Origin of the sequence: Methylophilus sp., assembly GCF_052173275.1 — a bacterium.
GTDB lineage: Bacteria > Pseudomonadota > Gammaproteobacteria > Burkholderiales > Methylophilaceae > Methylophilus.
This window is the reverse complement of record NZ_JBQMUL010000002.1, coordinates 1,253,367-1,273,457: the sequence shown is the minus strand read 5'-3', so window position 1 is coordinate 1,273,457 and position 20,091 is coordinate 1,253,367. Positions and strand designations below refer to the sequence as shown.

General features: G+C 51.8%; 27 protein-coding genes. 3 read left to right on the top strand and 24 right to left on the bottom strand.

Going from position 1 to position 20,091, the window contains the following annotated elements; all coding sequences use genetic code 11:
* Positions 1–118: 118 nt before the first annotated feature.
* Complete coding sequence (gene tsaD, locus ACTS9Y_RS07555) at positions 119–1,141, top strand: tRNA (adenosine(37)-N6)-threonylcarbamoyltransferase complex transferase subunit TsaD (protein ID WP_442585338.1); 1,023 nt, start codon at positions 119–121, stop codon at positions 1,139–1,141.
* Position 1,142: 1 nt separating this feature from the next.
* On the opposite strand, the gene plsY is transcribed toward tsaD, so the two are convergent.
* Positions 1,143–1,760, bottom strand: a complete 618-nt coding sequence (plsY, locus tag ACTS9Y_RS07550) for a glycerol-3-phosphate 1-O-acyltransferase PlsY (protein WP_442585337.1) — start codon at positions 1,758–1,760, stop codon at positions 1,143–1,145.
* 115 nt (positions 1,761–1,875) lie between these two features.
* On the opposite strand from plsY, the gene folB reads away from it, so the two are divergent.
* On the top strand, positions 1,876–2,226 hold the full coding sequence (folB, locus tag ACTS9Y_RS07545; RefSeq protein ID WP_442585336.1) for a dihydroneopterin aldolase: 351 nt from the start codon (positions 1,876–1,878) through the stop codon (positions 2,224–2,226).
* Between the two features lie 1,079 nt (positions 2,227–3,305).
* Here folB and xerD read toward each other — a convergent pair.
* The 22 genes from xerD to ACTS9Y_RS07435 form a co-directional block, all read right to left on the bottom strand.
* Positions 3,306–4,220, bottom strand: a complete 915-nt coding sequence (gene xerD, locus ACTS9Y_RS07540; protein WP_442585335.1) for a site-specific tyrosine recombinase XerD — start codon at positions 4,218–4,220, stop codon at positions 3,306–3,308.
* 8 nt (positions 4,221–4,228) lie between these two features.
* The gene (locus ACTS9Y_RS07535) at positions 4,229–4,705 is read right to left on the bottom strand and encodes a methylated-DNA--[protein]-cysteine S-methyltransferase (protein WP_442585334.1); all 477 of its coding nucleotides are present in this window, start codon (positions 4,703–4,705) and stop codon (positions 4,229–4,231) included.
* A gap of 103 nt (positions 4,706–4,808) precedes the next feature.
* A complete protein-coding gene (rplS, locus tag ACTS9Y_RS07530) occupies positions 4,809–5,198 on the bottom strand; it encodes a 50S ribosomal protein L19 (RefSeq protein ID WP_379057305.1) in 390 nt (129 codons plus the stop codon).
* A gap of 67 nt (positions 5,199–5,265) precedes the next feature.
* On the bottom strand, positions 5,266–6,009 hold the full coding sequence (trmD, locus tag ACTS9Y_RS07525) for a tRNA (guanosine(37)-N1)-methyltransferase TrmD (protein ID WP_442586922.1): 744 nt from the start codon (positions 6,007–6,009) through the stop codon (positions 5,266–5,268).
* Positions 6,010–6,027: 18 nt separating this feature from the next.
* Positions 6,028–6,564, bottom strand: a complete 537-nt coding sequence (rimM, locus tag ACTS9Y_RS07520) for a ribosome maturation factor RimM (protein ID WP_442585333.1) — start codon at positions 6,562–6,564, stop codon at positions 6,028–6,030.
* A gap of 36 nt (positions 6,565–6,600) precedes the next feature.
* Positions 6,601–7,056: a 30S ribosomal protein S16 gene (gene rpsP, locus ACTS9Y_RS07515; protein ID WP_442585332.1), complete on the bottom strand. Its 456-nt coding sequence runs from the start codon at positions 7,054–7,056 to the stop codon at positions 6,601–6,603.
* Positions 7,057–7,148: 92 nt separating this feature from the next.
* On the bottom strand, positions 7,149–7,862 hold the full coding sequence (gene queC, locus ACTS9Y_RS07510) for a 7-cyano-7-deazaguanine synthase QueC (protein WP_442585331.1): 714 nt from the start codon (positions 7,860–7,862) through the stop codon (positions 7,149–7,151).
* Between the two features lies 1 nt (position 7,863).
* Positions 7,864–8,505 (bottom strand): 7-carboxy-7-deazaguanine synthase QueE, encoded by a 642-nt coding sequence (queE, locus tag ACTS9Y_RS07505; RefSeq protein ID WP_442585330.1) that lies wholly within the window; start codon positions 8,503–8,505, stop codon positions 7,864–7,866.
* Between the two features lie 82 nt (positions 8,506–8,587).
* Positions 8,588–9,451, bottom strand: a complete 864-nt coding sequence (locus ACTS9Y_RS07500; RefSeq protein WP_442585329.1) for a YbgF trimerization domain-containing protein — start codon at positions 9,449–9,451, stop codon at positions 8,588–8,590.
* Positions 9,438–9,989 carry a peptidoglycan-associated lipoprotein Pal gene (pal, locus tag ACTS9Y_RS07495; protein ID WP_442585328.1) on the bottom strand — a complete coding sequence of 184 codons (552 nt, stop codon included), beginning with the start codon at positions 9,987–9,989 and terminating at the stop codon, positions 9,438–9,440. The genes ACTS9Y_RS07500 and pal overlap by 14 nt, the downstream gene beginning before the upstream one ends.
* A 42-nt stretch (positions 9,990–10,031) precedes the next feature.
* Positions 10,032–11,282, bottom strand: a complete 1,251-nt coding sequence (gene tolB / locus ACTS9Y_RS07490; RefSeq protein ID WP_442586921.1) for a Tol-Pal system beta propeller repeat protein TolB — start codon at positions 11,280–11,282, stop codon at positions 10,032–10,034.
* Between the two features lie 185 nt (positions 11,283–11,467).
* Positions 11,468–12,286: a TonB C-terminal domain-containing protein gene (locus ACTS9Y_RS07485; protein WP_442585327.1), complete on the bottom strand. Its 819-nt coding sequence runs from the start codon at positions 12,284–12,286 to the stop codon at positions 11,468–11,470.
* A 20-nt stretch (positions 12,287–12,306) separates the two neighbouring features.
* Positions 12,307–12,699 (bottom strand): ExbD/TolR family protein, encoded by a 393-nt coding sequence (locus ACTS9Y_RS07480; protein WP_442585326.1) that lies wholly within the window; start codon positions 12,697–12,699, stop codon positions 12,307–12,309.
* Positions 12,700–12,710: 11 nt separating this feature from the next.
* Positions 12,711–13,397 carry a protein TolQ gene (gene tolQ, locus ACTS9Y_RS07475; protein ID WP_442585325.1) on the bottom strand — a complete coding sequence of 229 codons (687 nt, stop codon included), beginning with the start codon at positions 13,395–13,397 and terminating at the stop codon, positions 12,711–12,713.
* A complete protein-coding gene (gene ybgC, locus ACTS9Y_RS07470) occupies positions 13,394–13,789 on the bottom strand; it encodes a tol-pal system-associated acyl-CoA thioesterase (protein ID WP_442585324.1) in 396 nt (131 codons plus the stop codon). Before ybgC ends, tolQ begins: the two co-directional genes overlap by 4 nt.
* Position 13,790: 1 nt before the next feature.
* Positions 13,791–14,837, bottom strand: a complete 1,047-nt coding sequence (gene ruvB / locus ACTS9Y_RS07465; RefSeq protein ID WP_442585323.1) for a Holliday junction branch migration DNA helicase RuvB — start codon at positions 14,835–14,837, stop codon at positions 13,791–13,793.
* Positions 14,838–14,989: 152 nt separating this feature from the next.
* Positions 14,990–15,565, bottom strand: a complete 576-nt coding sequence (gene ruvA, locus ACTS9Y_RS07460) for a Holliday junction branch migration protein RuvA (RefSeq protein WP_442585322.1) — start codon at positions 15,563–15,565, stop codon at positions 14,990–14,992.
* On the bottom strand, positions 15,562–16,122 hold the full coding sequence (ruvC, locus tag ACTS9Y_RS07455) for a crossover junction endodeoxyribonuclease RuvC (protein ID WP_442585321.1): 561 nt from the start codon (positions 16,120–16,122) through the stop codon (positions 15,562–15,564). The genes ruvA and ruvC overlap by 4 nt, the downstream gene beginning before the upstream one ends.
* Positions 16,123–16,148: 26 nt before the next feature.
* Entirely contained in the window at positions 16,149–16,877 is a 729-nt protein-coding gene (locus ACTS9Y_RS07450; protein ID WP_442585320.1) for a YebC/PmpR family DNA-binding transcriptional regulator, read from the bottom strand.
* A 167-nt stretch (positions 16,878–17,044) separates the two neighbouring features.
* The gene (locus ACTS9Y_RS07445; RefSeq protein ID WP_442585319.1) at positions 17,045–17,956 is read right to left on the bottom strand and encodes a DMT family transporter; all 912 of its coding nucleotides are present in this window, start codon (positions 17,954–17,956) and stop codon (positions 17,045–17,047) included.
* Between the two features lie 42 nt (positions 17,957–17,998).
* On the bottom strand, positions 17,999–18,376 hold the full coding sequence (locus ACTS9Y_RS07440; protein WP_442585318.1) for a YybH family protein: 378 nt from the start codon (positions 18,374–18,376) through the stop codon (positions 17,999–18,001).
* A 28-nt stretch (positions 18,377–18,404) separates the two neighbouring features.
* The gene (locus ACTS9Y_RS07435; RefSeq protein ID WP_442585317.1) at positions 18,405–18,917 is read right to left on the bottom strand and encodes a MarR family winged helix-turn-helix transcriptional regulator; all 513 of its coding nucleotides are present in this window, start codon (positions 18,915–18,917) and stop codon (positions 18,405–18,407) included.
* 110 nt (positions 18,918–19,027) lie between these two features.
* Here ACTS9Y_RS07435 and ACTS9Y_RS07430 point away from each other — a divergent pair, with 110 nt between their 5' ends.
* Positions 19,028–19,459 (top strand): CBS domain-containing protein, encoded by a 432-nt coding sequence (locus ACTS9Y_RS07430; RefSeq protein WP_442585316.1) that lies wholly within the window; start codon positions 19,028–19,030, stop codon positions 19,457–19,459.
* An 80-nt stretch (positions 19,460–19,539) separates the two neighbouring features.
* On the opposite strand, the gene ACTS9Y_RS07425 is transcribed toward ACTS9Y_RS07430, so the two are convergent.
* The gene (locus ACTS9Y_RS07425) at positions 19,540–19,959 is read right to left on the bottom strand and encodes a secondary thiamine-phosphate synthase enzyme YjbQ (protein ID WP_379057272.1); all 420 of its coding nucleotides are present in this window, start codon (positions 19,957–19,959) and stop codon (positions 19,540–19,542) included.
* Positions 19,960–20,091: the final 132 nt, after the last annotated feature.

Below are 20,091 nucleotides of genomic sequence, written 5' to 3'. Positions count from 1 at the left end.
TATTTGGTTAGACTAATGGTGCATGCGGATTGATGCAGCACTGAAAACCGCGTATTCTAGCGCGCTTATTTGGATTTATCAATCTTTTCTGTAAAAATCATCTACGGGACATGTGTGAATGTTGGTATTGGGCATTGAATCTTCTTGTGACGAAACCGGGGTGGCGTTGTACGACACGCGCCGCGGCTTGCTGGCGCACGCCCTGCACTCACAGATAGACATGCATGCCGCTTATGGCGGCGTAGTGCCCGAGCTGGCCTCGCGTGACCATATCCGCCGCGCGCTGCCACTGACTCAACAGGTGCTCGCCCAGGCAGATAAAACCCTACAAGATATTGAAGGCATTGCTTATACGCAAGGCCCTGGACTGGCCGGGGCACTATTAGTGGGCACCAGCATTGCACAATCCCTGGCATTTGCCTTGAATGTGCCTTCCATAGGCGTACACCATCTGGAAGGCCACTTACTTGCCCCCTTGCTTGAAGAAAACCCGCCAGCCTTCCCGTTTGTTGCCTTACTGGTGTCTGGCGGCCACAGCCAACTCATGCGCGTAGATGGCATCGGCCAGTATGAATTATTGGGCGACACCCTGGATGATGCCGCAGGCGAAGCTTTTGATAAAACGGCAAAGCTGATGAAACTTGGTTATCCAGGCGGTCCGGCACTTTCCAGGCTGGCAGAGTCAGGCAAACCACGCTTTCAGTTACCGCGCCCCATGCTGAACAGCCCGGATTTAAACTTCAGCTTTAGTGGCCTGAAAACAGCAGTCCTGACGCTGGTGAACAATCAGCCGCAACTCGATGAAGAAACGGTGCAAGATATTGCCTGGGAGTTTCAGGAATCAGTCACCGAGATTTTGACACTCAAATGCATGAAAGCACTCAAGCAGACCAAACTGAAAAGACTGGTGGTTTCAGGTGGCGTGGGCGCCAATAAGCGCTTGCGTGAACGCCTGAACGAAGCGGCAACCAAACGCGGCGCGAGCGTCAGTTACCCACGGCTGGAGTTTTGCACGGATAACGGCGCCATGATCGCCTTTGCCGGTGCCATGCGCCTGCATGCCATGCAGCAAAACACACCCGATTACAGCTTTAGCGTGCGTCCGCGCTGGGATCTAGCCGAGCTCAAAGCACCAGCTTGATTCACTTTTTACCGAACCGTGTTTCGGTGCCCGCCAGTAACTTCTCAATATTGGATTGATGGCGGATAATCAAAAATGCCGTCATCACCACAACCACCGCGACATATACCGGATAAGGCGACAGGTACTGCCAGGCAATCACCGGCGCCAATACCGCAGCTGCCAATGCGGATAAAGAAGAAATCCGGCTGATCAAAAACACCACCAGCCATACCGCGACCACACTCAACGCCAGCCAGCCGGAAAAGGCAATCATCACCCCAAGCGCTGTGGCCACCCCTTTACCGCCTTTGAATTTGTGATAAATCGGGTATAAATGCCCCAAAAACACTGCCAGGCCGACCAAGGCCACCACATCCATCAGCATGCCAGCCTGCAAGGCCAGCCATACTGGTAACCACCCTTTAAACACATCACCTAGCAAAGTTAAAATGGCTGCCGATTTTTTACCGCTACGTGCCACATTGGTCGCACCGATATTGCCACTACCGACGGATCGCGGGTCTGGCAGGCGATATAGTTTGCTAACAATGATGCCGAACGCAATTGAGCCGATCAAATAGGCAGCCACCACCCAGATCAGCGCCTCTACCTCAAACCCGAAACCAAATTCACTCATGCTCAAACTCTCAAGAGATGCGCAGCAGGCGGTATGTCAGCCACTGCGCGATGTTGTATGATGCCGAATCATACTGGATTCCGGCCCGCGCGGAAATAACAAAGGACGCATAGCGATGGACACGATTTTTCTCGAGCAAGTCAAAGTACAAACCAAACTCGGCGTGCCGGATTGGGAGCGCGCCGTGCCGCAAACCATTATTCTGGATATTGAAATCGGCTACGACCTGAGTAAAGCCTGCCAGACAGATGCGATTGAAGACACCGTTGATTATGGCCAGGTCGTGGCGCGCATCCGCGAGACATTGGCAGAGCGAAGTTTTAAATTGGTGGAGGCGCTGGGAGAGCATATTTGCCAGTTGGTTTTGCAGGAATTTAAAGTGCAGAACGTGAAGCTGAAGGTGAGTAAGCCGGGGATATTGCCGGGGTTGAAGGCGTTGGGGGTTACGATTTATCGGGAAGGTTAAGATTGCTACACCGTAGTGCTGATGGAAGGTTGCTTTTCGCCTCTAGGCGAGTGACTTTTCTTTGCTTGCACAAAGAATAAGTAACCAAAAGAAATGCACCCTAGCTTCCGCTTATCTCCTGCGTTGCTCGTCAAAATAAGCGGTCGCGAAACTCGCCCTAGCGGCTTGCAAAAGACGCAAGCCACCGCGGAACTCAAACAGTCGCTCCCTTTCTCCTTATTTTGACTCTGCTACTCGGCGCGTCAGATAGGGGCCCGTTGTAAACCACCACGATGAAATCGTTGGTTAAACGCATTGCATGCAGGGCGCTAAGACACTTCTTTAATTTCTAAAACTTCTAAAATAAGAAAGCCCAACAAACCAATTCAATTGTTTTGTTGGGCTTTCTTGTTTGGTTTTATTGTTTTGTTGTTTTATTTCAATGGTTGAGCGGGAAGCAATATGAGAGGCGTCTCACAAGTAACCGCGTAGTGTTTTTTCACGGGCCCCTATCTGACGCGCCGAGTAGCGCAGTCGACGTGGGAGTTTTCGGCCAGCGGCTGTTCGAGTTCCGCAACAAGCCACGGCGTGTGTGGCTTGTCAGGGCGAGTTTCGTTGGACGCCCACGTTGATGAGCAACGCAGGGAACAAGCGGAGGCTAGGGTGCCCTTTCTTTTGGTGACTTGTTCTTTGGGCAAGCAAAGAAAAGTCACTCGCCTAGGGGCGAAAAGGAATGGTGCAATCAAGCAGCAAAGTCGAATGCTGAACCACCCAAAGAAATACCTACTAAAACTATCAGCAACGGTGACACTTGCTTTTTGTTGCGACCAAGCTAAGCATGAAGCTGGCCTGGATTCTGGCCTTCGCCAGAATGACGAGTGGGCGTATATCCCTATTGCAGGGCGGATCAACTGTCGCATAAGCAAACCATTACGCAAGCTCAGAGAATGCTCTGAGAAAATCCTGCAACCCCCTCCGCCGGCATAACGCCCTATTGCTACACGTCATTACCTTCGCGAAAGCCAGCCGCGAGCTAGTTGCACAGCGTGATCCGCCTCAACCCTGACCCACTGCACGCCGAAGTGCATACGTCCAAACACTCATCCCCTCGGATGATGCATCTTATGCAATTGCTGCAACCTCTCCCTCGCCACATGCGTATAAATCTGCGTCGTCGAAATATCCGCATGCCCCAACAACATCTGCACCACCCGCAAATCCGCGCCATGGTTCAGCAAATGCGTGGCAAACGCATGTCGCAATACATGCGGGCTGATATGCTGCGAAATGCCTGCCTGTAGCGCATACCGCTGAATCAAATGCCAGAAGGCATGCCGCGTCATGGCATCTCCCCGGTTAGTGACAAACACCGCGTTGCTTAAGCTGCCTTTTAATATCCCCGCCCTGGCCTGCGCCAAATAACGATCTATCCATTCAGCGGCTTCCTGCCCCATAGGTACCAGCCTTGTTTTGCGGCCTTTGCCAGTCACGCGCACCACGCCATCCTGGGTGCTGACTTCTGCAATCGAGATATTCACCAGCTCGGAAACGCGTAGCCCGCTCGCATACAACAGTTCCAGCATGGCCCGGTCGCGCATGCCTAGCGGTGTATCCACATCTGGCGCATGCAGCAAATCCTCCACTTGCGATTCACTCATGGTTTTTGGTAGCTGCTTGGGCATTTTTGGCGCTTCAATATGCAGCGTCGGGTCCTGCTTGATCAGGTTCATCAGCAAGGCATAGCGGTAAAAGCGGCGCAGGGTGGCAATCAGCCGGTTGATGCTCCTGACTTTCACCTGTGGGAAGCGATGGGCCAGATATTCCTGCACATGATGCGATTGTACTTCCCACAGGGTGAGCGCATGTTTGCTGGCCCACTCGGAAAAACCTTTGAGGTCGTTGCGGTAGCTGGCAAGGGTATTTGGTGACAGCCCGTCTTCCAGCCATAGCTGATCGATAAAACTATCGATCTCGGGAAAAGCGGCAGCTGACGTAATCTCTTTACTTTGCGACATGGGGTTAGTTATCTGGTACGTTGCTCGTGCGCCAATAACCAGCGCTTGATGTCCAGACCACCCTCTATGCCTTGCATAAAGCCTCCCAGACCGTTGCTGGCAACGATTCGGTGGCATGGGTTAAACAAGGGCAAGGGATTGGCGCCACAGGCGTTGGCGACGGCACGGGGGCCAGACTGGATTGCGGCAGCCAATTGGCCGTAGGTGCGCGTTTCACCGACCGGGATCTCGCGCATGGCTTGCCAGACGCGTTGCTGAAAAGGCGTGCCGCGATTTGGCGTGATTGTTTGCCAGGTGATATGCGGGTTTTCCAGATAAGCAGATACTTGTGCAGCCACTGCTCGCGCGCGCGGATTTGGATTGGCCTTGAGTGGCAAGGCATGCAGCAAGAACTGGAGTTCTTCACCGTTTTCGTCACAGCGCACACCGACAAAACCGAACGGGGCGGGAATCAGGGCATCGAGCGCATCATAAAGGCTTTTCATACATCTATTAAACTGTAATCCTGTGCCTGGCGCAACCAGCGATCAGGCACATTAAGCAATAAAAAAACCCTTCCGGAGAAGGGTTTTTTGAGCAACGCTTAAATTAACTGTTGTCTGCAGCGATGTCTTTCTCACGCGCAACCAGTTTTTCTTTAATACGTGCAGATTTACCTGAACGCTCACGCAAGTAGTACAACTTGGCGCGACGTACGTCACCACGGCGTTTCACTTCGATAGAAGCGATCTGTGGAGAGTAAGTCTGGAATGTACGCTCTACACCTTCACCTGAAGAGATTTTACGTACGATAAATGAAGAGTTCAGACCTCTGTTGCGTTTGGCGATGACTACGCCTTCGTAAGCCTGCACCCGTTTACGTGTACCTTCGACCACGTTCACACCGACGATGACTGTGTCTCCTGGTGCAAAGCTAGGGATAGTTTTGTTTAAGCGGGCGATTTCTTCCTGCTCTAACATTTTGATAATGTCTGCCATGATATTTCCTTTCGTTCCTTTTAATTGTAAAGAGCTCGTTCCTACTCCCAAACCCACTGTTCAAAACTCAGTGGTCTTGGCTATCATCTTTGAGTAGCCTAGCTTCTTCCTTCGTCAACTGCCTTGCGGCGAGTAAATCCGGGCGTTTAGCCCTTGTTAGCAGCAGCGATTGTTGTAACCGCCACTGTCTAATCTTTGCGTGGTGCCCCGACAATAACACCGGTGGCACCGCTAATCCTTCAAATACTTCCGGGCGTGTGTAGTGCGGGTAATCCAGCAGGCCGTTCACAAACGAATCTTCCTGCGCGGAATCGGCATCACCTAACGCACCTGGTAACTGGCGGATAATCGCATCCAGTAATACCATGGCCGGTAACTCGCCACCACTTAACACATAATCACCGATAGAGATTTCCTCATCTACCAGTGACTCCAGCACGCGCTGGTCTATCCCTTCATAGCGACTGGCCAACAGCACCAGCCCCTCACAATCTTTGAGCGCCATCACCTTTGCGTGGGTGAGTGGCTGTCCTCGTGGTGAAAGATGTATCACCCTGGGCGTTAACCCGTTTGCCTGCAAGCTTGCCTTGGCATCGCCGATCGCAGCAGCCAGCGGCTCCGCCATCATCACCATACCGGGGCCACCGCCATAAGGCCGGTCATCCACCGTGTGATGCACATCCTGCGTATACTGGCGCGGGTTGATCAGGTTTAGCTGATACAAACCACGCTGTCTGGCACGGCTGGTAATGCCATGCTCGGTCAGTGCTGCAAACATCTCAGGAAACAAACTGATGACTTCAATCTGCATCATGAGCGCTGTTTCCTTTTAAAAATCGGCATCCCAATCAACCAGCACCGTACCGGCTTTGATATTCACATCCGGCACTGCATCACTGGTAAAAGGGATCAAGCGCTCGCGGTATTCCTCATGCACTTTGCCATCTTTACCCTTGACGCTGACAGCTTGTTCTTCACGCACGACCAGCACATCATTGGCACCGGTTTCAAACACCTGGGTGATCTTGCCGAACGCGATGCCTTCGGTATTTGTCACACTCAAACCAATCAGGTCAGACCAGTAATACTCACCTTCATCAGGTTCCGGCAGTGCTGTGCGTGGTACGGCGATTTGCTGGCCTTTCAAGCTGAATGCGGCATCGCGGTCTGCGACACCAGCAAGCTTGATCAGCAACACATCGTTGTGAATCTTGGTTTGTTCTACCGTGCATTCACGCCAGTTTGGCGCTTTGCCTATCCACCAGGCCTTGTAATCCAGCAGCCCATCCAGATGTTCGGTATCGGGGACTATTTTAAGCCACCCATAAACGCCATATGGGGCGACAATGCGCCCCATTACAACCATATCTTCAAACGCCATCTGAGTTAGGCGTAAGAAAAATTATTCAGCAGCTGGTGTTTCAGCAGCAGCTGCGGCGGCTGCAGCATCCGCTTCAGCTTTAGCGTCGGCATCAGCTTTCGCCTTGGCAGCGGTTTCTGCAGCGGCGGCGTCAGCTTCAGCTTTCAACTTGGCAGCAACTTCAGCTTCTTTTTTCGCTTTGGCAGCATCCGCTTTAGCAGCGTCTTTAGCTTTAGCAGCAGCCATGCCATCCACGCCTTTAGCGTGAAATTTGACCAGACGGGCAACAGTGTCAGACACCTGAGCACCAGTACCGATCCAGTATTGCGCACGCTCTTCATTGATACGCAGGCCTTCTGCACCAGCACGCGCTGATGGATTGTAAAAACCGATGCGCTCAACGAAACGACCGTCACGACGGTTGCGGGAATCTGCCACAACTACGCTGTAAAACGGGTTCTTCTTAGAACCACCGCGTGATAAACGAATAACGACCATAATCTTTGTTCTCTTAAAAATGAATTCTTAGCAGAAAGGCGCGGATTATACTTGATAACCGCAGGCAGTGGCAAGTGTTTTTCACTTACCTGTCAGGCATTCCGATACGGGGTTGGATCTTCCACCCCTGCTTGCACGAAACCTGTTTTGCGGAACCGGCAGGAATCACAGACACCACAGGCAACCCCGGCATCATCTGCCTGGTAGCAAGAAACCGTCAACCCGTAATCTACGCCCAATGCATGGCCAGTTCGGATAATATCAGCTTTGGTCATATCGATCAGCGGCGCATGTACTGTGATAGGCTGCCCTTCAACTGCTGCCTTGGTCGCCAGATTGGCCATTTGCTGGAAGGCCTTCACATATTCGCCACGACAATCAGGGTAGCCGGAATAATCCAGCGCATTTACGCCTATAAAAATGTCATTAGCTTTTAATACCTCTGCCCAGGCCAATGATAATGACAACATAATGGTATTTCGCGCTGGCACATAAGTGACCGGGATACCTTGTGTTTCATGCTCAGGCACCGCGATGGCGTTATCAGTGAGCGCAGAGCCGCCAAACAATGACAGATCCAGCTGCACGGTTTTATGCGCTGCTGCGCCCAGCGCTTTGGCGACGCGTTGCGCAGCCAGCAGTTCAACATTATGCCGCTGATGATAATCCAGGCTCAGGCAGTAGCATTCATAGCCTTGAGATTGCGCAATCGCCAGCACGGTGGACGAATCCAGCCCGCCGGACAATAAAATCACGGCTTTGGGTTTATGGCTGGATATATGGTTATGTTGATTGGAATCCGTCACCTTATACCCCCTGCTTCTCGCCCCACAGAATTTTATGTAATTGCAGCTGCATTCTGACATGCAACTGATCCTGCAATATCCAGCTGGCCAAGGTCTCGCCGCTCACCTGGTTAAAGCTGGGTGAGAACAAATGATCACAATCGGCCGGAAACGGCTGCTCTGCTATCATCTGCCTGGCCCAATCGTAATCCTCACGACTACAGACCACCCATTTCACTTCGTCACCGATTTTGAGCAGCGGCAGGTTTTCCCAGCGATTTTTTGACATCTCGCCGGAACCAGGGGTTTTTACATCCATGATCACTTTGACGCGGGTATCTACCGGCGTCAGATCCATGGCGCCGCTGGTTTCCAGTGATACCTGATAACCGGCATCGCACAGACTAGTCAGCAATACACTGCAGCCTTTTTGCGCCAGAGGCTCGCCCCCGGTCACGCATACATAGCGCGTGCCGTGCTGTTTGATTTCTTGCATGATCTCGTCCACCGACATATTGCCGCCGCCTTTAAACGCATATTCGGTATCGCAATACACGCAACGTAACGGGCAGCCGGTCAGACGAATAAAGATGGTCGGCAAGCCGACGCGCGAACTTTCGCCCTGCAAAGAATAAAAGATTTCGAAAATTCTGAGTGTGGTCATGGGAGTATTAAAGTAAACGGGCAGATATTGCTATCTGCCCGTTATTATCGCCCAAATAAGGCAATTTCACTCATACAAACTGCTATTTAATGCTTTCAAGCACCTTCAGGCGTTTTTGCGCGCTAGGTGTGACTTCCGCAGAAGGGTGGGCTGCGATCAGGTCTTTCAATGTCTTCTTGGCCGCTGGTATCTGCCCTAACTGGATCTGGCTATTGGCCAGACTGAGCATGGCATTTGGTGCCAGCGGATGTGAAGCATAGCTATCCAGAAACTTCTGCTGGGTCGCCACTGAAGATTTGTAGCTTTTGAGCGCAAACTGGGCGTAACCCATGCCATACAAGGCATCAGGCGCCAGCTTGCTGCCCGCGTAAGTTTTCAGGAAGTTGTCATACGCAGTAAACGCTTCCTTGTACTTGCCAGCCTGATTCAGCGATTCGGCTTCAGAGAACGCACGTGCTTCCTGCTGAGAGGCATCAGGTTTGGCATCACCACCGTTGGCGGATTGCGCGGCTCCTGAGCCCAACTGCCCGGTCACTTGTTGTGCAAGCGATTCCAGACCTTTCACACGGGTATCCAGATCAGTGTACTGGGCATTTTGCTTGGTACGCATATCTTCCAGTTGATGATTGACCACTTCAAGGTCACCCTTCAACTGTGCAACGTCCTGGCGAATCTGCTCCAGCTGGTTCTGCATATCCAGCAAGCCCTTGCCATTGATCATCGCCTCCAGACTTTGCACCCTTTTATCCAGGGATTGCTGGGTGCGTGTCAGATCGCTGATGGCTTTTTGCTGGGCATCGTGCTCAGAAGTCTGTTTGTTTTCCAGTTCGAGGATCCGTTTTCTGGCCTCACCATCATCAAACAGCGCCGCGTGACTGACTGCCGGAACAGTCAGCCCCATTGCCAAAGCCATCAAGATGGCTGAACGCAAATTACTGGCCTGCATACACAACATCTACGCGACGGTCATGCTGGAAGCAATCTTCATCTGCGCAATTTTGCTTGGAACGCTCTTCGCCGTAGCTCACTGTTTCAATCTGGCTATCGCTTACGCCCAATACGTTCAACGCGTTTTTAACCGCAACTGAACGACGTTGACCCAATGCCAGGTTGTATTCGTGCGTACCGCGCTCATCGGTGTTACCTTGCAATACCACTTTAGTTTGTGGATGTGCAGCCAGGTATTTCGCGTGATTAGCAACCAGGCCTTTGTATTCTTCACGGATCGCATCGCTATCGTAATCAAAGAAGATCTGGCGTTTTGCCAACTCGGCAGCACTCAGCTGATCCTGGCTGTTATCTACATCTACTGTTTTGATGTCGATTTTGTTGCCATTTGCAGAGCTGTCAGCACCATTGCTCTGTGAGTTAGAAATCGGCTTGGTCACGCTTGAGTCTTCAACCTTGGCCGGGTTCATCGGTGTGCTTTTACAAGCAGTTAACACCAATGCCAGTGCAGCAATTTTCCAAATATTGTGGTTCATACTTTCTCCTTAAAATTGAGTTAAAAAACTAAAAACTGATGACTACTTGGGAGATGCCTGAGCAGGCCCCCATGCAGGTTCACGAATATCACCGCCAGCTTCAGACAGGCGTTGTCTCACCAGACCATCCACAGCCACTGTGGCCAATGTTCCTCTACCACCAACGCGCGTGGCATACATCAAGGTACGTGAATTCGGTGCGAAGCTAGGGGATTCATCCTGTGAACCGCCGCTGAGTAATTTGACGGCGCCAGTGCCCAGATCCTGCACAGCGACTTTGAATGAACCACCCTCATTGCGGATGTATGTCAGGTATTTGCCGTCTGGAGAAAAGCGTGGGCCATCGTTATAACCACCTTCAAAAGTCACGCGTGAAGGCGTGCCTCCTGAAGCGGACACTTTGTAGATTTGCGGGCGTCCGCCGCGGTCAGAAGTAAAGTATATCCATTGCCCATCGGGTGAGAATGCGGGTGAAGTATCAATCGCACTGCTTTTTGTCACCTGTTGCAGGTTAGACCCATCCGCCGAGATCGTGTACAGCTGCGAGTTTGCGCCATATGTCAGCACCACTGCCAATTTGCTGCCATCTGGTGACCAGGCTGGCGCACTGTTATTTCCTTTAAAGTTGGCAACCACTTTGCGCTCACCGGTATAAAGTGACTGCACAAACACAATCGGTTTCTTTTTCTCAAAAGACACATACGCCATTTTGCTGCCATCCGGCGACCAGGCTGGGGAAATGATAGGCTCGTTAGAAGACACCAAGGTCTGGGCATTAAAGCCATCAGCATCAGCGATCTGCAAGGTAAACCGTTTGCCTGCTTTAGTGACATAGGCAATGCGGGTAGCAAACGCACCCGGCTGGCCAGTGAATTTCTCGTAGATCTGGTCGGCGATCAAATGCGCCACATGGCGGTATTGGCTGGCTGGCACGGTGTAAGTCGATTGCAATAACGGCGTTTGACGCAACACGTCTATCACCTGCACATTGACCTTTAAATTGCCATTGGCCGCCTGCTGCACTTCACCAATGCTTAAGCCCTGGGCTTTCAGTGCAGTCCAGTCGGTATATTTGATCTGTGCCGCAGTGGTGGGTAATGAAGGGATGCCACTGGTGTTCAGGATGCGGAACATGCCGCTGCCTTTTAAATCGTTACTGATGATCTCATGCAGACGGTTTTTGCCTTGCACATTGGCAGGCTCGGTGAGTGGCAGGATCGCGATAGGGATCTGGATAGCACTACCGCCACTGATTTCGATGTCGAGTGCGGCATATGCAGGGCCTGCAACCATGCAGGCGAAGGCACTGGTACACAATACTTTTACGAATACCCTACCAGACTCGGTCAGGCGACTTTTAACAGTTTTCATGGTCACAATATTATTCACTTTAATATAATTGTCCTGTTAGTTGAAGAATTATAGCGAAAAGCCCGCTCAACGTCATTGTTACGCTAAGCCGCTCTTACCGCGCCAAGCTAGCCGCGCGGCTTAAACTTCAAATGCAGCAAATCAAGCAAGGCTTTACGTGCTGCCGGGTCATCAGGTAAATCAAACGGTTTGCCAGCCAAAATTGCGCGAAACACGGCATCATCACAAACAGAGTCACCAGAACCTTTAATCATTTTTGGCATGCCGGACAGATCTCCGGTATTGGTTAACTGTATGTCAAACAATAATTGCGGATTGGAAACCGGGCATAAGCCAGGGTTCACATTACTCCTGATTTTGCGATTCATCAGCCCAACGTAGTAGCTCAGCACTGAAGGATCCACGGGGCCTGTGGCCGCCGCCTGTGCGTCCATATCCTGCTGGCGCATCGCATCCTGTATCTTCTTCAGCTTCTCCTGCTCTTCTTCCTTACGCAGTGCTTCCTGAATCTTCTTCAGTTTTTCTTCCTGCTTTTTCTTCTCTTCTTCTTTCTTTTTCTCTTCCTCTAGCAGGCGTTTTTTTTCATCGTCCCGCTTTTTGAGTGCAATTTCCGCTTCTTGTTCCGCTTTATTCACTTGCGGCTCAGGTGGTGTGACCTTTTCAGGCGGTTTTGGCTTGGGTTCCGGCTCAGGCTCGGGCTCTGGTTTAGGCGGCTCCGGCGTTGGAGGTTCCGGTGCTGGTTTTGGCGGCGTTTTGCTGGGCAAACTATCCCACAAAGTCGCCTCCATCACGGATGGATTCACATGCACGGCTTTCCAGTCGATCATAAAGATCATCGCCAGAAATAGCACGACATGCATCAGCACAGACAAGATTGCTGCACGTCTGCGGAAAACCTGATCCTGTGGGGAATGTGCGATTTTCATCTAAATATGCGACCTGTCGCTTATTTTTCGTTCTGGAACAACAAGCCAACCTGGTTGACTTGCGCCTGCTTCAACAAATCCATGACAGACACCACTTCACCGTAGGGCGTATTTTTATCGGCCGACACCACCACTGGCTTCTCTGATTCGGATAACTTCTGGCGGATCAATGCCAGCATGTCGTCACGTTCCATTTCCCGGCCATCCATGGTCACGGTGCCCTCTTTTTGCACGGTGACCACAATCGGGTCGCCACTCTGCTTTAAGGCCTGGCCGACTTTGGGCAGTTCTACCATGCCCGGGTTAGTCATAGGCGCGGTCACCATAAAGATCACCAGCAATACCAGCGTCACATCAATGTAAGGCACCACATTGATCTGGTTCATCATGCGCCGTTTACGCGTTCTGCTCATAAGCGCTCCGATCAGGCTCTACGTTGCAAAATGTTGGTGAATTCTTCCATAAAGCTTTCGTAACGGACCAATAACCGGTCTACGTTGGCCGCAAAACGGTTGTAGGCGATCACCGCCGGAATCGCGGCGAACAGACCAATCGCGGTCGCGACCAGTGCCTCGGCAATCCCCGGGGCCACCTGGCTCAACGTAGCTTGTGCCACATTCGATAAACCGCGGAAGGAGTTCATGATGCCCCACACCGTACCGAACAGACCGATATACGGGCTGACAGAACCCACAGATGCCAGGAACGGCAGATGCGAATCCAGGTAATCCAGTTCGCGGTTATAGGCTGCACGCATGGCACGGCGGGTGGCTTCCATCACGTCGCTGACTTCAGCATCTTTTTGTGTATCTTTCTGCTGTTTGTGGCGGATAAATTCTTTTAACCCGGCCTGAAAGATGCTGGCCATGCCTTGCGGCGTTTTGCGGCCGGAACCGATACGTTCATACAGCTCGTTCAAGTCACCGCCGGACCAGAACTGTGCTTCAAACTGATCCACATTTTCTGCAGCAGCCTTTAATGAAAACACCTTAATGAAGATATACCACCAGGAGGCCAGCGAGGTCAGCAGCAAGATCAGCATGACCACCTGTACGGGCAGACTTGCGCCGCTCACCAGGGTAAAAATCGACATATCGTTTGTGACATTCATGAAGACTCCAGTGCTATTTTGATACGGGCCGGAATACCCGTGGGTTTAAATGAATCCGCATTGACACAGGCAACTTTTACCTGTGCTTCTAATAAAATCAGTTCGTCCCGCATGATCTGCTGCTGGCAGCTAAAGCTGCCACGCCCCATCTCAGTGACATGCGAGACTATTTTTAATTCGTCATCCAGCCTGGCTGGTTTTTTAAACTGTATCTGCATGCTGTGCACCACAAACAGCACCTGCTCATTTTGCCGCAACACGGTCTGCGCAAAGCCCAGCGCGCGCAACCATTCAGTCCGTGCGCGCTCCATAAAGTTCAGATACTGGCTGTGGTAAACCACGCCACCCGCATCGGTATCTTCGTAATACACACGCACCGGCAATACAAACATGCTATTGCCCGGCCTCCTGCCACAGCTCGCTGCTGGCCATGCTGGCCGGGGCTCGCAAGCCAAAGTGCTGATAGGTCAGCAAAGTCGCCACGCGGCCACGCGGCGTACGCATCAGATAGCCCTGCTGGATCAGATAAGGTTCGAGCACATCCTCTATGGTATCGCGCTCTTCGCCAATCGCAGCGGCCAGGTTATCCAGCCCGACTGGGCCACCAGCAAACTTCTCCACCACTGCCTGTAACAGTTTGCGGTCCATCACATCCAGCCCCTGCTGGTCGACATCCAGCATCTTCAGGGCGGCATCGGCAATCTTATCTGTGACCACGCCATCTGCTTTCACTTGCGCATAATCGCGTACACGGCGTAGTAAACGATTGGCGATGCGTGGTGTGCCTCGTGCTCTACGGGCGATTTCAACCGCACCCGCTTGCTGCATTTCAACTTCCAGTAGCTTGGCTGAACGCGCCACAATGCTGGACAACTCTTCATGACTATAAAACTCCAGCCGCGCCACGATGCCAAAGCGGTCACGTAGCGGATTAGTTAACATGCCTGCACGTGTCGTCGCGCCAATCAGCGTGAATGGCGGCAAATCCAGGCGCACACTGCGCGCCGCAGGGCCTTCGCCTATCATGATATCCAGCCGGTAATCTTCCATCGCCGGGTACAAAATCTCTTCCACTACCGGGCTTAAGCGATGGATTTCATCGATAAACAGCACATCATTAGGTTCAAGATTGGTAAGCAGCGCGGCCAGATCACCGGCACGTTCCAGTACCGGGCCGGAAGTCATGCGCAGGTTGACGCCCATTTCTTTGGCAATAATATGGGCAAGTGTGGTTTTACCGAGGCCAGGCGGGCCGAACAGCAGCACATGATCCAGCGCTTCCTGGCGACCCCGGGCGGCATTGATAAAGATTTCGAGTTGACCGCGTGCCTTTTCCTGCCCGACGTATTCATCGAGCAACTTGGGTCGAAGTGCCCGCTCCAGCGCTTCTTCCTGAACGCTGACTGTAGCTGGGGCAACAAGTCGATCGGTTTCTATCATGGGATGGTCTGGGACGAGGTCATGGAACACTTAAAATTGGTGCAAATTTAATCAGTGCAGGACGTCATTGCCACTAATTAAAGAAGTTATTTTTTAGGCATCATACCATGGTGTGCCTGACTATGGCAGGCATAGTCAATCGCGATTTGGGATTATTTAGAGAGATACTTCAGCGCTTGCCGGATACCATCACTGACACTCACACCCGGCTCCAGCAGCTTGACGGTCGCAGCCGCTTCGCGCTCATGATAACCCAGCGCCACCAGCGCATTCAGGATATCATCGGTCGCCGCTTTGGCCACTGGCTGTGCCGAGGTAGAGCCGGTCACCACAAACTTGTCTTTCAGTTCCAGTAACAGGCGTTCTGCGGTTTTCTTACCAATGCCAGGCACACGCGTCAGCATGGCAACCTCTTGCTGGCTGACCGCCAGCATCAAATCATTGACGCTGACACCGCTTAAAATCGACAGCGCCGATTTAGCGCCTATGCCATTCACTTTCAGCAGTTGCTTGAAGGTGTTTTTTTCCTGTTCGCTGCCAAAACCATATAACAACTGCGCATCTTCACGCACTACCATATGGGTGAGCAACTGCACCGGCTGGCCGAGCTCAGGCAGGTTATAAAACGTGCTCATCGGCACTTCAACTTCATAGCCTACACCATTGCAATCCACCACAATCAGCGGCGGTGATTTTTCCAGCAAACGACCATTCAGACGCGCAATCATACTAACCTTCCATTTTTGACCCTGAAGCCGGCCGTTGCCAGCGCACCCAAGCCTTGGCCGCCATGTGCATGACAGATGGCGCATGCCAGCGCATCCGCCGAATCAGGGCTTGGGTTTGCGGGGAGTTTTAACAGGCGCTTGACCATTTCCTGCACCTGTTCTTTTTGGGCGTGCCCGTTGCCGACCACGGATTGTTTGACTTGCAATGCGGTGTATTCCGCCACCGGCAACTGCTTGATGACCGAGGCTGAAATCGCCGCACCCCTGGCCTGGCCCAGCAGCAAGGTAGATTGTGGATTTACATTCACAAACACCTTTTCTATCGCCACCTGGGTCGGCTGGTAGGTGTCAATCACCTCAAACAGGCCGTCAAGAATGACCTTCAGGCGTTCGGGCAAGGCTTCTTTTTCTGCTTCACCAGCGACACTTTTTTTGGCTGATGCGGTTTTGATCACGCCGCTGGTGACATAACTCAGTTTGCCACCCAGGGTTTCTATCACCCCAAAACCGGTGACGCGCAAACCGGGGTCTATGCCCAGGATCCGCTGCACTGTCATGGCAAGTTTGCCGCAGAAAAAATCAATTAGCTCTCTTCAATCACGGCAGAGGTATACACATCCTGCACATCATCGAGGTCTTCCAGCATGTCGAGGATTTTCTGCATTTTGACCGCATCGTCACCGGTAAATACCACTTCATTGAGTGGTTTCATGGTCACTTGCGCCATCACCGCTTTCAGGCCTGCGGCTTCCAGCGCTTCTTTCACGCTGACAAAATCAGCAGGCGCAGTAATCACTTCAATACTGCCATCTTCATCGGTAATGACATCTTCCGCACCGGCTTCCAGCGCCGCTTCCATTACGGCATCTTCTGATACACCTGGTTCAAATACCAGTTGTCCACAGTGCTTGAACATAAAAGCCACGCTGCCATCGGTGCCCAGATTGCCGCCATGTTTGGTCAGTGCATGGCGCACATCCATCACCGCGCGCTGCCGGTTATCGGTCAGGCAATCCACAATGATAGAGGCTCCATTAATGCCATAGCCTTCATAGCGGATTTCTTCATAGTTAACACCTTCCAGCTCGCCCGTGCCTTTTTTGATTGCACGTGTAATGTTGTCCGAAGGCATATTTTCTTCTTTGGCAGCGGCGACAGCTGCACGCAGACGCGGGTTCATGGCAATATCACCACCACTCAGCCTGGCTGACACGGTGATTTCTTTGATCAATTTGGTGAAAATTTTGCCGCGCTTGGCATCTTGGCGCCCTTTACGGTGCTGGATATTGGCCCATTTACTATGTCCCGCCATGTTGTCTTCCTGTATTTTTTGACAAGGTTATTGAATAATCCGAATCTGGCGATTTTACCACAGGCCAGCATCGTCTTTGCGGCCTTGCCTGACGCGCCCGACAACATCCTGAAAGCAAAAAGCCTGACAGCGTCAGGCTTTTAATTCACTCTTCAATGATTGCGCTTTTATGGGGGCAGCGTATTGGTTTTATTCACAGGCCGCATCATAAGCACTGAAATCAGCACCAATGAAAAGATAATCAAGCCCATGCCGGTGATTTCCATCTGGTCCGGCACTTCATTCAGCTGTATCCAGGCGGCGACCACGCCTATCACCGGCGCCAGCATGGAACCCATACTCGCAACACCGGCTGGCAGCCGTTGCAAAGCAAACAACCACAACAGCCAGGCAAATGCGCCACACAGGATGACATTGAATAATACGGCACCTATCAGGTAAGTCGTCCACAAAATAGGCGGCGCGGGTACCCAGAATGCAATCGCCACCATGGGCAATGACCCCAGCAGCATGGGCCAGGCTGTCAGATTGATCAGATCCAGTTCAGGATGACGTCTGTGCAATTTTTTGGTCATGATCACAGACAACGCCCACGAAATACCGGAGATCACCGCCAGCACCATGCTGAAGGCATCAGCCCGGATATGCAGCGGATCAAAAATCAACACCATGCCCATCACGGCAGCAATCACGGCCAGCCATTGCCAGCCATGCACACGTTCGCCCAGCAATGGCCAGGCAAACAATAATGTCCAGAACGGCATGGTATAAGTCAGCACCGCAGTTTTACCGGCGCCACCTTCTACCAACGCCCACATCAACACGCCGGTAAAGCCTACATTTTGCAGCAGGCCCAGCACCAGCATGGTCGGAAACTCCGTCAGCCGCATGGAACGCCGCGTGACATATAACACCAGAAACAACACCAGCGCACCGAAAAATGTGCGCATGGCGGCAAACTGGAACGGCCCTGCATAATGCAACGCACTCTTCATCACTACCCAGTTGTAGCCCCAGATAATAGCGAGGACTAACAAGGCGGTGAGTGCCTGAGAACGTTGTTTAACCAGTTGATCCATATGTTTGTCTCTGGATGATTTCTTGTGGAAAAGTGCTTTTGATTAATTCCAGATGTGCGTCACCGCCAGCCACTGACCATCAGCCTGTTTCTGGAAAACCACTTGCACATTGCCGCCAAACTGCTGTTTGACGCCATCTTCACCCACCAGCGCGCCTGCCCAGTTACCAGTCTGTGTGGCCAGGGTATCCGTCACAATCGCTTCTTTCATGGTCAGCGCGTGTTCAATCACACCGGCTTGAATCAAACTGCCAAAGAAATCGGCAATCGCCTGGCGGCCTTTAACTGGCTGGCCGGCAGGCGCTGGTAATACAATGGCGCTTTCGGCATATAAAGCGGCAATCGCTTGTGTGTTTTTGCTGTTGAATGCAGCATCAAATTGCGTGTTCAATGTTTTTAAAGTCTCTACTACTGTCGTCATGGCTAAACTCCTTTATAAAATCTATGAATTACTGATTGAAATCCCAGGCGGACATTCCATCGTCAATCACGCCTAAAATACTTTGCAAGTCGTTGCGCTGACGCTCTGACAAGCCCTGCATGCACAAGCGCAAACGGCTGTAATAATCCGGCATCACCGCATCCAGCTTGGCCTGCCCGGCAGGCGTCAATTTAATCTGCACACTGCGCCTGTCCTGCGGCGCAGAAACGCGTTGCACCAAGCCACTTTGCTCAAGGCCATCCAGCAGGCCGGTCATAGTGGCGCGCGTGATACCGAGCTTTTCCGCCAGTACCGAAGGCTGAGACGTCAAATCGCGCTCCCGCATCAGCAAGATCAGCACCCACCAGCGCCCCTGTAACAAATCATGCTTGGTCAGGCAGGCATCCAGCGCCACGGATAAGTCCGTCGCCACCCTCAACAACATTAAAAAGCTGGCAATCGCTGTCACGTCGGCCGCAGGGTAACGTTCAGCAAAGCGCTGTAATACTTCTGGAGTGGGAAGGTCTCTAAGTTGCAACATGATTAGCAACATTATAGTTAGCCACCTAACTATGTCAAGTGTTATCAACAGTTTTGCTTAAGCACACATGGGTGTATATTAGTTATCCGAGATGATGGAAGGAGGAAGCGATGAAGACTCTTCAACAAGTACTCAACCTGAAAACACACCAGGGTATCATCAGCATTGCGCCTAACCGGCCGGTGTTTGATGCATTGGTGATTCTTGCCGAATATAAAATCGGCGCACTGGCAGTGATTAAAGACGGCGAGTTAGTCGGCATCTTCTCAGAGCGAGATTATGCGCGGGAGATCGTCCTCAAAGGCCGCTCATCCAAAACCACAGAGGTCGCTGAAGTCATGACGCAAAAAGTCATCACCGGTAAGCCTGACGAACTGGTGGAATCGGCTATGAACACCATGCTGGAAAAACGTTTCCGGCATTTGCCGGTAGTCGACAAAGGTAAAATGCTGGGCATGCTGTCTATAGGCGATATCCTGAAGGAAACCATCAGCTACCAGCAAGAACTGATCAAACAACTGGAAAGCTATATTCATAGCTAAGCAACACTTTTACGCGCTGACTCAGGTTGAACACCTGGGTCAGCGCGATGAAACTGACTTATAAAACCTGGCGATAACACTTACTCGCCAATAATCTTTACCAGCACGCGCTTATTGCGCCTGCCATCAAACTCGCCATAAAAAATCTGTTCCCAGGGGCCAAAATCAAGCTGGCCTTCCGTCACCGCTACCACCACTTCACGGCCCATGATCTGGCGTTTGATATGCGCATCGGCATTATCCTCGCCGGTATCATTATGACGATAACCGCTGACAGGCTCGTGCGGCGCCAATTTTTCTAACCAGATCTTGTAATCATGGTGCAGGCCACGCTCATCATCATTGATAAACACGCTGGCGGAGATATGCATGGCATTGATCAATACCAGGCCTTCTTTGACGCCGCTTTCGCGCACGCACGCCACCACATCCTGCGTGATATTTTTAAAATCCATACGTGCCGGAATGTTGAACCACAATTCTTTACGAAAACTTTTCATGCTTTTTTCTCCTGTCCCCAAGTGAATTTATTTTAACACCGAGCATGCACAGTTCACCGATTGCTGCATGTTAAATGCCATAAAAACAAAAGGGCCTCATCGAGGCCCCATGCAATCTCATGCTACCGCCAT

Excerpts from the sequence above, each read along its gene's own strand:
- ACTS9Y_RS07535 (WP_442585334.1), bottom strand. The coding sequence starts at position 4,705 with ATGAAAAGCCTTTATGATGCGCTCGATGCCCTGATTCCCGCCCCGTTC.
- ruvB (WP_442585323.1), bottom strand. The coding sequence starts at position 14,837 with ATGATAGAAACCGATCGACTTGTTGCCCCAGCTACAGTCAGCGTTCAG.
- pal (WP_442585328.1), bottom strand. The coding sequence starts at position 9,989 with ATGAACCACAATATTTGGAAAATTGCTGCACTGGCATTGGTGTTAACT.
- trmD (WP_442586922.1), bottom strand. The coding sequence starts at position 6,009 with ATGCAGATTGAAGTCATCAGTTTGTTTCCTGAGATGTTTGCAGCACTG.
- ACTS9Y_RS07440 (WP_442585318.1), bottom strand. The coding sequence starts at position 18,376 with ATGACGACAGTAGTAGAGACTTTAAAAACATTGAACACGCAATTTGAT.
- rpsP (WP_442585332.1), bottom strand. The coding sequence starts at position 7,056 with ATGGTCGTTATTCGTTTATCACGCGGTGGTTCTAAGAAGAACCCGTTT.
- tsaD (WP_442585338.1), top strand. The coding sequence starts at position 119 with ATGTTGGTATTGGGCATTGAATCTTCTTGTGACGAAACCGGGGTGGCG.
- ACTS9Y_RS07480 (WP_442585326.1), bottom strand. The coding sequence starts at position 12,699 with ATGAGCAGAACGCGTAAACGGCGCATGATGAACCAGATCAATGTGGTG.
- tolQ (WP_442585325.1), bottom strand. The coding sequence starts at position 13,397 with ATGAATGTCACAAACGATATGTCGATTTTTACCCTGGTGAGCGGCGCA.
- xerD (WP_442585335.1), bottom strand. The coding sequence starts at position 4,220 with ATGTCGCAAAGTAAAGAGATTACGTCAGCTGCCGCTTTTCCCGAGATC.
- plsY (WP_442585337.1), bottom strand. The coding sequence starts at position 1,760 with ATGAGTGAATTTGGTTTCGGGTTTGAGGTAGAGGCGCTGATCTGGGTG.
- queE (WP_442585330.1), bottom strand. The coding sequence starts at position 8,505 with ATGACCACACTCAGAATTTTCGAAATCTTTTATTCTTTGCAGGGCGAA.
- rimM (WP_442585333.1), bottom strand. The coding sequence starts at position 6,564 with ATGGTTGTAATGGGGCGCATTGTCGCCCCATATGGCGTTTATGGGTGG.
- folB (WP_442585336.1), top strand. The coding sequence starts at position 1,876 with ATGGACACGATTTTTCTCGAGCAAGTCAAAGTACAAACCAAACTCGGC.
- ACTS9Y_RS07425 (WP_379057272.1), bottom strand. The coding sequence starts at position 19,959 with ATGAAAAGTTTTCGTAAAGAATTGTGGTTCAACATTCCGGCACGTATG.
- ACTS9Y_RS07430 (WP_442585316.1), top strand. The coding sequence starts at position 19,028 with ATGAAGACTCTTCAACAAGTACTCAACCTGAAAACACACCAGGGTATC.
- ACTS9Y_RS07500 (WP_442585329.1), bottom strand. The coding sequence starts at position 9,451 with ATGCAGGCCAGTAATTTGCGTTCAGCCATCTTGATGGCTTTGGCAATG.
- ACTS9Y_RS07450 (WP_442585320.1), bottom strand. The coding sequence starts at position 16,877 with ATGGCGGGACATAGTAAATGGGCCAATATCCAGCACCGTAAAGGGCGC.
- ACTS9Y_RS07435 (WP_442585317.1), bottom strand. The coding sequence starts at position 18,917 with ATGTTGCAACTTAGAGACCTTCCCACTCCAGAAGTATTACAGCGCTTT.
- ybgC (WP_442585324.1), bottom strand. The coding sequence starts at position 13,789 with ATGTTTGTATTGCCGGTGCGTGTGTATTACGAAGATACCGATGCGGGT.
- ACTS9Y_RS07485 (WP_442585327.1), bottom strand. The coding sequence starts at position 12,286 with ATGAAAATCGCACATTCCCCACAGGATCAGGTTTTCCGCAGACGTGCA.
- rplS (WP_379057305.1), bottom strand. The coding sequence starts at position 5,198 with ATGGCAGACATTATCAAAATGTTAGAGCAGGAAGAAATCGCCCGCTTA.
- ACTS9Y_RS07445 (WP_442585319.1), bottom strand. The coding sequence starts at position 17,956 with ATGGATCAACTGGTTAAACAACGTTCTCAGGCACTCACCGCCTTGTTA.
- tolB (WP_442586921.1), bottom strand. The coding sequence starts at position 11,282 with ATGGTTGCAGGCCCTGCATATGCCGCACTCGACATCGAAATCAGTGGC.
- ruvA (WP_442585322.1), bottom strand. The coding sequence starts at position 15,565 with ATGATTGCGCGTCTGAATGGTCGTTTGCTGGAAAAATCACCGCCGCTG.
- ruvC (WP_442585321.1), bottom strand. The coding sequence starts at position 16,122 with ATGACAGTGCAGCGGATCCTGGGCATAGACCCCGGTTTGCGCGTCACC.